The sequence below is a fragment of the Nocardiopsis aegyptia genome, from assembly GCF_013410755.1.
Taxonomy (GTDB): domain Bacteria; phylum Actinomycetota; class Actinomycetes; order Streptosporangiales; family Streptosporangiaceae; genus Nocardiopsis; species Nocardiopsis aegyptia.
In genome coordinates this window covers 2,083,999-2,098,679 of record NZ_JACCFS010000001.1, presented here as the reverse complement: position 1 = coordinate 2,098,679, position 14,681 = coordinate 2,083,999, and the positions used below count along the sequence as shown (strand labels likewise).

Here is a 14,681-nt window from a genome sequence, read left to right as displayed (position 1 = left end):
CTTCCTACGACTCGTCACCGGCCGGCGGCCGGCTCGTGGGCCGCGGCGGTCCGGCGGCGCGGGACCGCGCGTGGGGTCCGCGCCGGGCGGCGTCCTCCCACGCTACCCGGGCGCGGCCGTCCGGTCGGCACGGTCGGCCCCTGCTCAGAGCTTGAGCGCGGGGTAGAGGGTGCTCATGGTCCAGGTCCGCTTGCGCTCGACCGCCCGCCACGTGAGCAGAAGGGGGACCACGAGCCACAGCGACATCACGCCGAAGGCCTGCCACACCAGGACCATGTCCCCGCCGCCGATCAGGTGGCGCATCGCCGTCACGGCCCAGTGCAGGGGCAGGTACGGCCCGACGGCCTGGAAGAACGCGGGGCTCGTCTCGATCGGGTAGGTGCCCCCGGCCGAGGTCAGCTGCAGGACCAGCAGGGCCAGCGCGACCACCCGCCCCGCCGCGTTGAACCGGACGTTCAGGTACTGGACCGTGGCGGTGAAGGCGGCGGAGGTCAGCAGCAGGAACGCGATCATCAGGGGCCAGCGCTCGGCCTCCAGGCCCAGCAGCAGGTGCAGTGCCGTGAGCATCACCGCGACCTGCCCCGCCCCCAGCAGCAGGGGGACGACCCGTCCGGCCAGCGCCACCCGCCAGGAGGCGGCGGTCGAGGCCAGGGCCCGGGAGGACAGGGCGGGCAGCACCATGAACACCACCATGGCACCCACCCACAGCGACAGCGGCACGAAGAACGGCGCGAACCCGGTGCCGTAGTTGGGCGACTCGTTGTCGACCTCGGTGTCCAGGCGGACCGGCCGGCTCATCATGTCGGCCGCCGTCGTCCGGCCCCCGTCGGAGTAGGTGGGGATCTCCTCGACCCCCTCGGCCAGGCCCTCGGCGAGCTCGTCCGACCCCTCGGACAGGTCGCCCAGGCCGTCGTGCAGGTCGTCCGCGCCCCCGCTCAGCTCTCCCAGTCCCTCGTCGAGGTCGTCGGCGCCGTCGGAGGCGTCGCTGAGCCCGTCGCGCAGGGCGCGGGCGCCCGAGGCGATCTCCTCCAGCCCCTCGGCCAGCTCGTCGACGTCGTCGCGGGCGCCCTCGGCCTTGTCGACCATGTCCGGCAGGTCCTCGGCGAGCTGTGCCGCGTCCGAGCTCAGCTCCGAGGCCTCCTCGGAGGCCGACCGGATGTCCTCCCGGTTGTCGTTGACGTACTCCGCGGTGGACAGTCCGACCCCCAGCGCGTCCTGGACGTCGGTGAGCAGCGTGTGCAGCTCGGGCTGCTCGGTCTCCAGGTCGGGATGGGCCTCCAGGTACTCCGTCAGGCGCTGGTCGACCGCGGTCATCTCCGTGGTGTCGATCTCCTCGGGCAGGGCGTCCAGGGCGGTGGACAGGTCGTCCGCGATCCGCGACACCGTCCGCGCGCGCTCCTGGAGGCCCGGCAGGTCCTCCTCCAACTGGGGGAGCCACTCGTCGGCGACCTCGTCCAGCTTCTCCACCTGGGTGGAGACCTCGTCGGAGGCGGTCGTGGCGCCGGTGGCCAGGTCCTGGGAACCGGTGTAGAGCTCGGCCAGGCCGCTGCTGAGCGACCCGGCGCCGGTGTGCGCCTCGCCGATGCCCGTGGACAGTTCCCCGGAGCCCTCCTCTGCCGAGTCGGCGCCGCCGGCCAGCTCGTCGGCGCCCTCGGCGGCGTCCTCCGTGGACCCGTGGATCTCGTTGAAGCCGAGGAAGATCTCGTCGAGGTAGTCGCTGATCGCGGACTCGGCCGCGGCCTCGCGGACCTCCTTGAACGCGGCTCCGGCCAGGGACCGGACGATGTAGCTGTTGGAGTCGTTGTAGTTGGCCACGAGCATGGCCGGGACGGGCTGCTCGCGATCGCGCGAGGGCGAGGTCAGGTTCTCGCTGAACCGGGACGGGATGGTCAGTGACACGTAGTAGGTGCCGTCGGCCACGCCCCGGGCGGCCTCGTCGGCGTCGACCAGCCGCCAGTCCAGGTCGGCGCCGTCCATGAGGGTGTCGGCGAGCTCGTCGCCCGCGGCGACCTCGCGGTCGCCCACCTCGACGGGGACGTCCTCGTTGACCAGGGCGATGGGCAGGTGCTCCATCCGGCCGAAGGGGTCCCAGAAGGACCACAGGTACATGCCGGAGTACAGCAGCGGGATGATGAGGAGCGCCGCCAGCGCCGCGGTCGGCAGCGGGGAGCGCAGGAAGGACCGCATGGTGAGCAGTCCGAGGCGGGGCACCGCGAAGGGGCGGTAGCGCGGGGCGCTTCGCGCGGGCGCCTTCGTCGTCTCTTCTGCCTGGCTCGCAGGCTCGCCGACGGCAGAGACTCCTCCTGCGGTCCCCGGCGCGCCCCGCGCCGGTCCTTTCTGCGGCCTCGCACGCTCGGCGCGCCGGAGTCTACGCCTGGCCACTGGTGGGGTTCCCTTCGTTGCGGTGGTGGAGGAGGTCGTCGAGGGCGATCGAGTCGGGGGCCGCGTGCCTGCCGCGCCGCGCGCCGTCCGGGCCGGCGGGCTCGGCGTCGTCGGCCGGGGAGCCGTCCGCGTCGGAGTCGTCGGCTCCCTGCCGGATGGGGAAGGGCCCCTGGACGTCGCGGTCGAGGGCGTCGGGGCCCTCGACCAGGGCCGTGGGGTCGGCGCACGTGGCGATCACGGTGAGTCCTGCCGAGGTGAGGTCGCGCAGGGTCCGCCACATGTCGGCCTGGTGCTCGCGGCACAGTCCGGCGTCGACGTCGTCGACCGCCAGCAGCCGCGGCTCGTTGACCAGGGCCAGAGCAGTGCCGAAGCGCCGCCGCTCCAGCATGGGCAGCTCCTTGACCAGTGTCGACCGGTCCAGGTCGCCGAGCCCGGCGGCGGCCATGGCCTCGTCCGTGGTGCCGCGCGCGGCCGGGCGCATCCGCAGCAGCAGGCCCTCGGCGAGGTGCTCGCGGACCCGGAGCCGGTCGTCGAGGTCGTTGACGCCCTCCATCAGGCCGAGCGCGCTGATCCGCCGGGCCCTGCGCGCCTGCCGGGGCAGGGAGAAACCGTCGACGTGCAGGGTGCCCGACGAGGGCTTCATCCGGCCGGTGAGCGTCAGCAGCAGGGCGCTGCGCCCGCCGCCGGAGTCGGCCTGGAAGACGGTGAGCGTCCCCGGCCTGGCGGTGAACCCCACGCCCGAGTAGACGGTGCCTTCGCGCGTGCCGAGTGTGACGTCCTCGGCGTGGACGCGAGCTCCGGTGGCCCGACGCATGCTGATGGCCTCCCTTCGTTTTTGAACTGACCAGTCAGTTCAAAAGAAACAGTACTCCTGGGAGCCCCTCCGCCCGAGCGTTGGGGACTGTGTGCTCCCGCACAACGCACCGCGCGCGGAGCCGACCCGCTTTTTACGTGCGCGAGGTCGCGACCGGGTAGGCGAGGATGGAGCGGGCCGACCGATGGAGGGAGACGGGATGTCGGAGATCGCCGAGCGCGTCAGGCGCGTACTGGACGACCCGGGGCTGTGGCCGCGGGAGCCGAAGGAGGCCACCGCGCTGCAGCGCGAGATGGCGGGCCGGGTGCGTGAGGAGCCGCTGGACGCCGACGCCGTCCGGTACGTCGCCGGGCTGGACGTCAGCTACGCCAGGGACGACTCGGCGCTGTCCGCGGCGGCCGTCGTGCTGGACGTGCGCACGATGGAGGTGGTGGACTCCGCCGTCTTCTCGGCGGAGCCGTCCTTCCCCTACATCTCCGGGCTGTTCGCCTTCCGGGAGTCGCCGCCCGTCCTGGAGGCGCTGGGGCGGCTCTCGGTCACGCCCGACGTCTACCTGTGCGACGGGTTCGGCCTGGCCCACCCGCGGCGGTTCGGCGTTGCCTGCCACCTGGGGGTCCTTCTGGACGCGCCGGTGATGGGGTCGGCGAAGTCGGTGCTCTACGGCAAGCACTCCGAGCCCGGCGACGAGCGCGGCTCGTGGACGCCCATGGTCGCGGGCCGCTCGGAGGTGGTGGCGGACTCCGCCGCCCTGGCCGCGGAGGGCGCGGAGGTCATCGGCCGGGTGCTGCGCACCCGCGCCGGGGTCAAGCCGGTCTACGTGTCCGTGGGCCACCGGGTGGACCTGGAGGGCGCCGCCGACCTGGTGCTGCGCCTGTCACCCAGGTACCGGGTGCCCGAACCCGTCCGGCACGCCGACCGCCTGTGCGGCGAGCACCGCAAAGCGGTCCTCGCCGCACGCGACGACGCCCCCTAGCCCTCACACAGCCCACCCGCCCCGGGGGGGGCGAGAGGTAGGCCGTCCAGCCCGCGGGTGCGCAGGGGGTTGGAGCTGCCGAAGACGGCCTACCCCGCCCCAAGGGGGTGAGAGGTAGGCCGTCGCGCATTGCAGGCCATAGGGGGGTTGGCTCGGGGCGCGCCAGTGTTCTGCAGGCCGAGGGCGTAGCTGAAGCGAGGAACGAGCGCCAGCACGAACGAGGCCGAAGAACACTGGCCTCCCGGCGCCCCGCGCCCGAGCCTGCGAGGGCGCCGGAGAGCGCAGCGAGGGCGCCGACGCGTCCTGGAGGGCCTGGAGGTGCACTCCCGAGGAACGAGGGAGTGCACCGGAAGGACCGAAGGGCGCGTCTTCCGGGCGCACGAGCACGGGGCCAAAGCGAGGAACGAGCGGAGGCCCCAAGAAAAACACAGGCGGAGGCCCCAAGAAAAACACAGGCGGAGGCCCCAAGAAAACACAGCACCCCTACCAGCTGGTCGGAACCGGCCGTCCCTCGTTGTAGCCCGCCGCGCTCTGGACGCCGACGACCGCGCGCTCGCGGAACTCCGCGAGCGACGTGGCGCCCGCGTAGGTCATCGAGCTGCGCACACCGGCGATGATCTGGTCGATCAGGTCCTCCACGCTGGGCCGTTCCGGGTCCAGGTACATGCGCCCGGTGGAGATCCCCTCCTCGAACAGCGCCTTGCGGGCGCGCTCGAACGGGGTGTCGTCGGCCGTGCGCAGCCGGACCGCGCGCGCCGACGCCATGCCGAAGCTCTCCTTGTACTGCAGGCCCTGGGCGTCGCGCATGACGTCGCCGGGCGACTCGTAGGTCCCGGCGAACCAGGAGCCCACCATGACGTTGGACGCGCCCGCGGCCAGCGCCAGGGCGACGTCGCGCGGGTGGCGCACGCCGCCGTCGGCCCACACGTGGGCGCCCAGCTCGTGCGCGGCCTCGGCGCACTCCAGGACCGCGGAGAACTGCGGGCGGCCCACGGCCGTCATCATCCGCGTGGTGCACATCGCACCGGGGCCCACCCCGACCTTGACGATGTCGGCGCCCGCCTCGACGAGGTCGCGGGTGCCCTGGGCGGTGACGATGTTGCCCGCCACGATCGGCACGTTCGGCGCGAGCGCGCGCACCTTGGCGACCGCGGCGACCATCTTCTCCTGGTGGCCGTGCGCGGTGTCGATCACGAGCGTGTCCACACCGGCGTCCAGCAGCTCGGCGGCCTTGCCGGCCACGTCGCCGTTGATGCCGACGGCCGCCGCGATCCGCAGGCGGTTCGCGTCGTCCACCGCGGGCGTGTACAGGGTGGAGCGCAGAGCGCCCGTCCGGGTGAGCACGCCCACCAGGCCGCCCTCGGCGTCGACCACCGGGGCGAGGCGGTGCCGGAAGTCGTGCAGTATCCCGAACGCCTCCTGGGGCTCCGTGCCGTCCGGGATGGTGAGCAGTTCGGTGGACATGACGTCGCGCAGCTGCGCGAACCGGTCGACGCCGGCGCAGTCGGCCTCCGTGACCACGCCGAGCGGCCGGCGGGCGTCGTCGACCACGATCACGGCGTTGTGCGCGCGCTTGGGCAGCAGGTTGAGCGCCTCGCCGACCGTGCCGGCCGGGTTGAGCGTGATCGCGGTGTCGTAGACCAGGTGGCGCCGCTTGGTCCAGGAGACGACGTCGGCCACCACCTCGAAGGGGATGTCCTGCGGGATGACGGTGATCCCGCCGCGCCGGGCGACCGTCTCGGCCATCCGGCGTCCGGCGACCGCGGTCATGTTCGCCACGACCAGCGGGATGGTGGTGCCAGTGCCGTCCGGCGACGACAGGTCGACGCTCAGGCGCGACCCCACGGCGCTGCGGCTCGGAACCATGAACACGTCGCTGTAGGTGAGGTCCTGCTGCGGGACCTGGTCGTTGAGAAAGCGCAATGCCTCTACCTCGGTCGAGACCGAAGGGGGTGGACCATCCGCTGCTCCCGCACGCGGCCGCCTGTTGATCCCCCTCTTACCAGTCAAGTATGCCGTCATCGATTAGGTCGGGCGACCCCCGATCTGGCATGATGACTCGATTCCCGCCTACTCGGCCCCTTCCCGTGTCCACGGTCTGTGCCTGAGCGCGACCGGACGATGGCGTGTGGGAACGGGCACTTCTGGAGAACCCGAATGTCGCGTTTCACGTTCGCGCAAGTCAAGGAAGAGACCTACAAGCCCAGGGACGCCTGGTGGACGGTCTTCCTGGTCGATCCGCTCGCGGGCCGACTCGTGGTCTGGACCGCCAACCGTACCAACCTGACGCCGAACCAGCTCACGCTCGGTGCCGGCGTGCTGGGACTGGCGTCCGCGGTGTGCTTCGCGCTGCCGGGCTGGCAGGTCCCCGCCTCCTGGGCGTGGCTCGTCCTGGGCGGACTGCTGTTCCACCTCAGCTTCGTGCTCGACTGCATGGACGGCAAGATCGCCCGACTCAAGGGCAACGGGACGGTGTTCGGCGCCTGGGTGGACTTCGTCTTCGACCGGATCCGCTTCTTCGGCTGCCTGATGGCGCTGCTCATCGGCCAGTGGGCGGCCACGGGGAACGTCGCCTACCTGGTCGTCGCGCCGGTCGTCGTCTTCTTCGACCTGCTGCGCTACCTCAACGCCGCCCAGGTCGCCAAGACCCGCAAGACGATGCGGCAGGTGCTCGCGGAGGCCTCGGGCGACGAGGAGCGGATCCGCGCGGCGGCGGTGGGCGACGACGACCCCGAGAACGAGGGCGGGGACGCGGAGGCGGACGCCCCGGCGCGTCCCGCGGCCGGGGGCGGCGGATCCCTCTACGCCCGGGTCCGGGACCAGTTGCTCCGGCACCGGGTCCGGCCGCACCTGTTCAGCGGCATCGAGTTCGAGATGTTCGTGTGCGTGGTGGCTCCGGTGACCGCGCTGGTGTCCCTCTTCACACCGCTCAACAGCCTCATCATCCCCATCGCGGTGCTGTCCTGCCTGGCCCTGGCCTTCTTCGAGGTCGTCCTGGTGCTGCGCCTGTGGCGGGAGACGCGGCGCTTCGAGGCCCGGCGCAGGGAGATGACCTCCACCGTCCCCGTGGCGGCCGGCGAGAGCTGATGTCGCGCGAAGGCCCCCGGGCCCCTCTCAGGAGGGCACCCGGGGGCCTTCGCTCGGGTACGCGGTCCCCGCGGGGCGGGGTGCGGGTCAGGACCTGTCGGGAGCGGATCCCACGCCGGTCACGTCGGCCGGAACCTCTCCGGCGGCCGCCTCGCGGTTCGCCGTCGTCCGGGGGGCCGGGGCGTCCCCGCGCAGGAGCCACGTCAGCCGTGGCTCCACCGCCCACTTCAGGCACGCGCGGGCCCACGGGGTGCACAGGAGCAGTGTGAGGCCGATGCCGATCCCGATCGACAGGGCCAGGCCCACGGCTCCGCCCACCTCCTCGTACCAGGGCGTCGCCTTGAGCAGGATCAGGGCCACCGAGTGCCCGAGGTACACGAAGAGCGTGTAGGCGCCGAGCGACGTGATCCACATCTGGCGCTTGGGCGTGAGCGCGAGCATGGCGATGGTCATCGCCAGCGCCAGCCCCATGAACGCGAGCCGAATCCCCATGCTGGGCATGATCGGGTCGATGTCCCGGTCGGTGAGACTGTCCTTCCAGAACAGCCAGTCCCGGCTCAGCCGGTCGGAGATCGGGACGGCGAGCACCGCCGTGGAGACCAGCACGGCCACGGACAGCACCCGCACCCAGACCCGGTCGAGGTGGGCGAAGTGCTCGCGCCGCAGGCTCAGGCCCAGCACGAAGAACGGCAGGAAGCTGAGGACGCGGCCCATCGCCAGCGTGCCGCCGCCCAGGTCGGTCGTGGAGGCGAACACCGAGATGAGCACCGCGATGGCCACCGGCCAGCGCAGCCGCTGCCACACGGGCACGCTCAGCCGCCACATGAACAGTGCCACCAGGAACCACAGGGTCCACGTCGGCCGCAGCACCGACAGGGAGTCGGGCAGCCCGCCGCGCTCGACGCCGTAGATCAACTGGTGGATCGACCAGAACACGAGGTAGGGCACGGCCAGCGACACGACCAGCTTCTCCACGCGGCGCGACGAGGCGTCGAAGGACCGCGAGAGGTAGCCGCTGATCATGATGAACGCGGGCATGTGGAAGAAGTAGATCCAGTAGTAGAGGGCACTGGCGGGCCCGTAGTCGCGCAGCGGTTCGATCGCGTGGCCCACGACGACCAGCGCGATCAGGATGAACTTGGCGTTGTCGAGACGCGCGTCGCGCCCGGGTGTGTTCTCGGACACCGGACCCCCGGAACCGGTGGTCAGGGTGGCCGGGACCGGCCCCGGCCCTGGCTGATGGGACGCTGAACTGACGGTGGATGAGGCCACGAACGGTCTCCGAGACGACGGGTGCGGTATGACGGTGTGCGCTGGGCTCACGACCCGGGTGGACGGGGCCGTGGCCGACGGGGGATGTCGGAACGCTGGGTCGGTGCCGCGTGGCGGCTGGGCCCGGGAGAAGGGCACCGAAGGTCGGATGAATTCGACTCGTGCGTCGTTACCCTACTGAGACATCGTGGGGTGCGCCAGGGGTTTCGCCAAATCAGGAGAAATCGCGTGACGTCGCTCACCCCCGTGCCGGGCGCCGACTATCAGGGGATCGTAACCCATGGGTGCGGACGCGTGCGCCTTGGGTGACCATGGCAGTGTGGGGCGGCGACGGTCGCGCCGATAGGCTGCACCCAGGCCGAGGCGTCGCGCAGGCGTTCGCCCAGTCGAGAACGAAGAAGGCGGTGGAAACCGTGCCGCACGCGGTGGACCCCAATCGTGCAGCCCAGCACGGGAGCGTGGTCATGCGACTCCTCGACGAGATCTTTCCGCTCGTCGAGGGGTTCTATGTCGACCTGCACAAGAACCCGGAGCTCTCCCACTCCGAACATCGCACCGCCAGCGGCGTCGCCGAGTGGCTGACGCGCACGGGCTACGAGGTCCACAAGGGGGTCGGCGGCACCGGCGTGGTCGGCATCCTGCGCAACGGCCCCGGCCCCACGGTGATGCTGCGCGCCGACATGGACGCCCTCCCCGTGGAGGAGCGGACCGGTCTGCCCTACGCCAGCACGGCGCACGCGACCGACGACGAGGGCAAGGAGGTCCCCGTCATGCACGCGTGCGGCCACGACGCCCACACCGCGTGCCTGGTGGGCGCCGCCGACCTGCTGTCGGAGAGCCGTGAGGAGTGGACCGGCACCGTCATGGTCGTCGCCCAGCCCGCCGAGGAGACCCTCGACGGCGCCCAGGCGATGATCGACGACGGGCTCTACGAGCGCTTCGGCCGCCCCGACGTCATCCTCGGGCAGCACCTGGGCCCGCAGCCCGCCGGACTCATCTCCCACCGGGCCGGCGTCATCCTGGGCGCCGCCGACTCCTACCGGGTGCGTGTCTTCGGCGAGGGCGGCCACGCCTCCCAGCCGCACACCACCATCGACCCGGTGCTCGTCGCCGCGCACATCGTCACGCGACTCCAGGGCGTGGTCTCCCGGGAGATCAGCCCGAGTGAGATGGCCGTCCTCACGGTCGGACGCATCCAGGCCGGGACCAAGGCCAACATCATCCCGGACGAGGCCTACCTCGAGGTCAACACCCGGGCCCTCAACGACAACGTGGCCCGGCAGCTCGAAGCGGCCATCGAGCGCATCGTCCGGGCGGAGGCCGCGGCCTCCGGCGCCACGCGCGAGCCCGAGGTCGAGCGCTTCGAGGGCGCCGGCATCACGGTCAACGACCCCACCAGCACCGCCGAGGTGGCCGCCGCGCACCACGCCTACTTCGGTGACGACTACGTCATCCACCTGCCCGACCCCTTCCCGGGCACGGAGGACTTCAGCTGCTTCGGACTGCCCGCCGACCCGCAGCCCATCCCGTACGTGTTCTGGTTCGTGGGCGCCACCCCGCACGACGTGTGGGAGGCGGCCCCGGGCGACACGCCCTACGAGAAGATGGGCAACGTCCCCAGCAACCACTCGCCGTTCTTCGCGCCCTCCCGCGAGCCCACGCTGCGCGCCGGGCTCGCCGCGATCACCGTCGCGGCGCTGTCCTACCTGGGCAGCGAGCGGTCGGCGCCGCCGGCGGCGGACGCGGCGCCCATGGGCGGGGCCTACGAGGGGCGGTCCTACGACGCCGGACCCGAGCCGGTCGGGGACCCCTTCCCCGTCGACGCCCCGCCGCCCGCCGACGCGCCCGCGCAGGCCGAGTCGTTCGGCCCTCCGCCGGGGGAGTCCGCCCCGGCGAACCCCTTCGGCCCGCCGCCCGGCGAACAGGCTCCCCCGAGCGGCTACGGCCCGGTTCCGGCCGACGCCCCGCCCGCCGACTCCTACGACCAGCCCCCGCGCTCCTACGGCCCGCCCATGGGCGAGCCGTACGCGCCGCGCGCCGAGACCGGTGGTCAGGAGGCCAACGACGCCTACGACAGCGCGTTCCTGGCCTCCTCCTGGCCCGATCCCGACCAGGAGGACCCGGCCAAGTCCACCCACGACGCCGACATGGACGCCGTCATCGGGGCACAGGACGAGGAACTGCGCGAGGAGTGGCGCAGCGAGAAGGCCGAGGAGTCCACGCTGTCGGCGGACATGGCCGCGATCCTGGACGACGACCCGCAGGGCCCGCCGCACGGTCAGGACCCGCAGGGACCTCCCCAGGGACCGCCCCCGCAGGGCCCGCCGCACGGCCAGCCCTCGGGGCCGGCGTTCGGCGGCCCCCCGCCGCGGGGCGACGCCCACCAGGCACCCCCGCCCGGACCCGACGACGACCTGCCCGACTCCGAGTACCGCCTGTGACCCCGGATGGGGATCATCACCCGGCGCTGGGGTGATCCCCGTCTGGCGCGGGACCTGCGCCATCCACTGGAGAACAGGCTCCTGTTCGCGTGCGTGGCCGTCACGTTCCTGGCGGTCGTGGGCGCGGCCAGCCGCGCCCACTCCGGCGAGCCGGGCGAGCCGCTGCTGCTGTTGAGCATCCCCGCGCTCGTGTACTTCGTGCGCGGCCAGCTCTTCGCGCGCCAGCGGATCAACGGGGTGCGCGTCACCGAGGACCAGTTCCCCGAGGCGCACCGGATGGTCGCCGAGGCCGCGGCGGTGTTCAACATGCGCCGTGTGCCCGAGGCCTACGTCGTCCTGGGCAACGGCGTGCTCAACGCGTTCGCGTCGGGGCACGGCAGCCGCCGGTACGTGGCCATCAACAGCGACCTGTTCGAGGTGGGCGGCCGCCTCGCCGACCCGGACGCGCTGCGGTTCGTCATCGGCCACGAGGTCGGCCACATCGCCGCCGGGCACACGTCCTTCCTGCGGCACTTCGGTATCTCCGTGGCCAACGTCATCCCCGGCGTGGGCAGCACGCTGAGCCGGGCACAGGAGTACACCGCCGACAACCACGCCCACCTGTACTGTCCCGGGGGCGCGCAGGGGCTGCGGCTGTTCGTGGCGGGCAAGTACCTGTACACGTCCGTCGACTTCGACGCCGTCGCCGAACGCGCCCACACCGACACCGGGTTCTTCGTCCTGCTGGTGAACCTCCTCTCCAGCCACCCGGTGAACACCTTCCGGTTCGCCGCCCTGGCCGACCGGAGCCGGCCGGGACGGGTGCTGTAGGGCTGTGTTTCTTGGGGCCTCCGCTCGTGCCCACGCCGTCGCCCGCCACCACCCTCAACGGACGCCTGCGGCGCAGTCCTTTTAGCTTTGGCCCCGTGCTCGTGCGCCTTTGAGACGCGTCCTTCGGTCCTTCCGGTGCGCTCCCTCGTTCCTCGGGAGTGCACCTCCAGGCCCTCCAGGACGCGTCGGCGCCCTCCTCGTGCTTTTTTGGGGCCTCCGCTCGTTCCTCGCTTTGGCCCCGTGCTCGTGCGCCCGGAAGACGCGCCCTTCGGTCCTTCCGGTGCGCTCCCTCGTTCCTCGGGAGTGCACCTCCAGGCCCTCCAGGACGCGTCGGCGCCCTCGCTGCGCTCTCCGGCGCCCTCGCAGGCTCGGACGCTGGGCGCCGAGTAGCCAGTGTTCTTCGTCGTCGACTTGCCTTGCTCGCAAGCTCGCTGCGGCCCCGTCTCCTCCTGCAGAACACTGGCGCGCCCCGAGCCAACCCCCCCAGTGGCCCCCATGAGCGAACGGCCTACCTTCAACCCCCTGGGGTTGAGGTAGGCCGTTTCGTGCGGCTTCAACCCCCACACTCCTGCGCTGAACGGCCTATCTCACCCCTGGGGTCGAGGCAGGTCCTTCGTGCACGTTCGACCCCGCCTGCGGACCCCGAGGTGAACGACCCCACGGGGGCCCGGTGGCGGGGGCTTACGCGGGTTGGGCGGGGAGGCGGGCGGCGACCTGGGGCGGCAGTGTCTCGTGGCGCAGGTAGTTCCGGGTGAACACACCGGTGCCGTGGGAGATCGAGCGCAGCTCGACCGCGTAGCGCGTCATCTCCAGGGTGGGCACCTCGGCGCGGACCACCGCGCGGCCCCCGTCGGCGGCCTCGGTGCCGACCACGCGCCCGCGGCGGGCGGACAGGTCGCTCATCACCGCGCCGAGGTAGGACTCGTCCACCTCGACGGTGACCTCGTCCACCGGCTCCAGCATGGACAGCTTCGCGGCGGTCGCGGCGTCCTTGAGGGCGAGGCGGCCCGCCTTCTGGAAGGCCATGTCGGAGGAGTCCACCGAGTGCGCCTTGCCGTCGTAGAGGGTCACCCGCAGGTCCACCAGCGGGTATCCCGAGTCCACGCCCTCGGCCATCTGCGCGCGCACGCCCTTCTCCACCGAGGGGACGAACTGGCGCGGCACGACGCCGCCGACGATCTCGTCGACGAACTCCAGGCCCGAGCCCGACTCCAGCGGCTCCACCCTGATCCGGCAGACGCCGTACTCGCCGTGCCCGCCGCTCTGCTTGACGTTGCGGCCCATGCCCTGTGCCGGGACGGCGAAGGTCTCGCGCAGCGGCACCCGTACGGGCCCCGTCCGCACGCGCACGCCGTGGCGGTGCTCCAACCGGTCCAGGGCCGCGTCCAGATGGGCCTCGCCCAGGCTCCACAGGACCATCTGGTGCGTCTCCGCGTTGACCTCGACCCGCAGCGACGGGTCCTCGGCGACCAGGCGCGACACCGACTGCGACAGCTTGTCCTCGTCCGAGGCGGAGGCGGCGCTGACCGCCACCGGCAGCAGCGGCTGCGGGAAGCGCCAGGGCGAGACGCGCAGCGGCCGGTCGCGGTCGGAGATCGTGTCGCCCGTCCGGGCCGTGGGCAGCTTGGAGACCTGGCACAGGTCTCCGGCGACGACCTGGCCCACCGGCCGGGTGTCCCTGCCCAGCGTGACGTTCAGCGCGCCCAGGCGCTCGTCCTCGCCGCTGCGGTCGTGTTCGTCCGAACCGGTCATGCCGCTGGGCACGCCGTGGCCGTGCAGGTGGACCGGGCTGTCGGCGGTGAGCGTGCCGGAGAAGACCCGTACGGTGCTGACCCGTCCGACGTAGGGATCGCTGGTGGTGCTCAGGACCTCGGCGACCAGCGGTCCGTCGGGGTCGCAGGACAGCCCGCGCACCGGGCGCCCGTCGGGTGCGACCACCTCCGGAAAGGCGCGCCGGGTGGGGTCGGGGCACGACAGCGGGAGTTCGCGCAGCAGCTCGCGCACGCCGACCCCGTGGGTGGGGCTGAGCGCCAGCACGGGGTGGAAGCCGCCGGCGGCCACGGCCTGCTTCAGGTCCGCGATGAGCAGGTCCGGGTCGAGCGCGCCGCCCTCCATGTAGCGCTCCATGAGGGCCTCGTCCTCGCTCTCGGTGATGACCTCCTCGATGAGCGTCTCCCGCAGCGGGCCGGCGGCCTCGCGCAGCCAGTCGGGCACCGGGCGCGGCTCGGGGGCGGATCCGGACCCGCCCCCGTCGGAGTAGTCGTAGTAGCGCTCGGAGACCAGGCCCCACACGCCCACCACGCGGCGGTCGTCCCCGGTGCCCTCGACCGCGGGCACGTAGGCGGGGTGGACCCCGCTGCCGAAGGCCTCCTGGCACTGGGCGACCACGTCGTCGTAGTCGGCGCGCGGGTGGTCGATCTTGGTGACGGCCACCGCGCGGGGCATGCCCACGGCGGCGCACTCCTGCCACAGCACGCGGGTGCGCCCGTCCACGCCGTCCAGGGCGGAGACGACGAACAGGGCGGCGTCGGCGCCCCGCAGCCCGGCGCGCATGGCACCGATGAAGTCGGCGTATCCGGGGGTGTCCAGCAGGTTGACCTTGACGTCGCCCACCATGACCGGGTTGACGGTGAGGTGCACGGAGCGCTTCTGCCGGATCTCGATCTCGTCGTGGTCGCTGACGGTCGTGCCCTCCTCCACGCGACCGGGCCGGGAGAGCCCCCCGGCCGCGAAGAGCAGGGCCTCGACCAGGCTCGTCTTCCCGGCGCCGGTCGGGCCGACGAGTGCGACGTTGCGGATGTTCTGGGGCCGATCGGCCCTCGGTACGACTACGGCTCGATCTACCATCCCTGCTGCCCAGCCCTTCGACGCGTTCGGGGCGACGCACGGGGTGGCTCGTGCC

General features: G+C 72.4%; 9 protein-coding genes. 4 read left to right on the top strand and 5 right to left on the bottom strand.

Going from position 1 to position 14,681, the window contains the following annotated elements:
* Positions 1–144: 144 nt before the first annotated feature.
* Together HNR10_RS09395 and HNR10_RS09390 are read right to left on the bottom strand one after the other, a co-directional pair.
* A complete protein-coding gene (locus HNR10_RS09395; protein ID WP_179829633.1) occupies positions 145–2,187 on the bottom strand; it encodes a YhgE/Pip domain-containing protein in 2,043 nt (680 codons plus the stop codon).
* 181 nt (positions 2,188–2,368) lie between these two features.
* On the bottom strand, positions 2,369–3,196 hold the full coding sequence (locus HNR10_RS09390; protein ID WP_179822467.1) for an ATP-binding cassette domain-containing protein: 828 nt from the start codon (positions 3,194–3,196) through the stop codon (positions 2,369–2,371).
* Between the two features lie 199 nt (positions 3,197–3,395).
* Here HNR10_RS09390 and HNR10_RS09385 point away from each other — a divergent pair, with 199 nt between their 5' ends.
* Positions 3,396–4,169: an endonuclease V gene (locus HNR10_RS09385; RefSeq protein ID WP_179822466.1), complete on the top strand. Its 774-nt coding sequence runs from the start codon at positions 3,396–3,398 to the stop codon at positions 4,167–4,169.
* A 483-nt stretch (positions 4,170–4,652) separates the two neighbouring features.
* On the opposite strand, the gene HNR10_RS09380 is transcribed toward HNR10_RS09385, so the two are convergent.
* Positions 4,653–6,092, bottom strand: coding sequence for a GuaB1 family IMP dehydrogenase-related protein (locus tag HNR10_RS09380; RefSeq protein ID WP_179822464.1), 1,440 nt, complete (start codon positions 6,090–6,092; stop codon positions 4,653–4,655).
* 234 nt (positions 6,093–6,326) lie between these two features.
* Here HNR10_RS09380 and HNR10_RS09375 point away from each other — a divergent pair, with 234 nt between their 5' ends.
* Positions 6,327–7,256, top strand: coding sequence for a CDP-alcohol phosphatidyltransferase family protein (locus HNR10_RS09375; RefSeq protein ID WP_179822462.1), 930 nt, complete (start codon positions 6,327–6,329; stop codon positions 7,254–7,256).
* An 87-nt stretch (positions 7,257–7,343) separates the two neighbouring features.
* Here HNR10_RS09375 and HNR10_RS09370 read toward each other — a convergent pair whose 3' ends face one another.
* Positions 7,344–8,441, bottom strand: a complete 1,098-nt coding sequence (locus HNR10_RS09370) for an acyltransferase family protein (protein ID WP_312889187.1) — start codon at positions 8,439–8,441, stop codon at positions 7,344–7,346.
* Positions 8,442–8,932: 491 nt separating this feature from the next.
* On the opposite strand from HNR10_RS09370, the gene HNR10_RS09365 reads away from it, so the two are divergent.
* A complete protein-coding gene (locus tag HNR10_RS09365; protein WP_179822459.1) occupies positions 8,933–10,969 on the top strand; it encodes an amidohydrolase in 2,037 nt (678 codons plus the stop codon).
* A 6-nt stretch (positions 10,970–10,975) separates the two neighbouring features.
* Positions 10,976–11,779 (top strand): M48 family metallopeptidase, encoded by an 804-nt coding sequence (locus HNR10_RS09360; protein WP_179822457.1) that lies wholly within the window; start codon positions 10,976–10,978, stop codon positions 11,777–11,779.
* A 681-nt stretch (positions 11,780–12,460) separates the two neighbouring features.
* Here HNR10_RS09360 and HNR10_RS09355 read toward each other — a convergent pair.
* A complete protein-coding gene (locus HNR10_RS09355) occupies positions 12,461–14,626 on the bottom strand; it encodes an elongation factor G-like protein EF-G2 (protein WP_179822456.1) in 2,166 nt (721 codons plus the stop codon).
* Positions 14,627–14,681: the final 55 nt, after the last annotated feature.

What these genes read in the sequence shown, in the direction of transcription:
- HNR10_RS09355 (WP_179822456.1), bottom strand. Translation starts at nt 14,626, where the DNA reads ATGGTAGATCGAGCCGTAGTCGTACCGAGGGCCGATCGGCCCCAGAAC.
- HNR10_RS09395 (WP_179829633.1), bottom strand. Translation starts at nt 2,187, where the DNA reads ATGCGGTCCTTCCTGCGCTCCCCGCTGCCGACCGCGGCGCTGGCGGCG.
- HNR10_RS09360 (WP_179822457.1), top strand. Translation starts at nt 10,976, where the DNA reads ATGGGGATCATCACCCGGCGCTGGGGTGATCCCCGTCTGGCGCGGGAC.
- HNR10_RS09375 (WP_179822462.1), top strand. Translation starts at nt 6,327, where the DNA reads ATGTCGCGTTTCACGTTCGCGCAAGTCAAGGAAGAGACCTACAAGCCC.
- HNR10_RS09390 (WP_179822467.1), bottom strand. Translation starts at nt 3,196, where the DNA reads ATGCGTCGGGCCACCGGAGCTCGCGTCCACGCCGAGGACGTCACACTC.
- HNR10_RS09385 (WP_179822466.1), top strand. Translation starts at nt 3,396, where the DNA reads ATGTCGGAGATCGCCGAGCGCGTCAGGCGCGTACTGGACGACCCGGGG.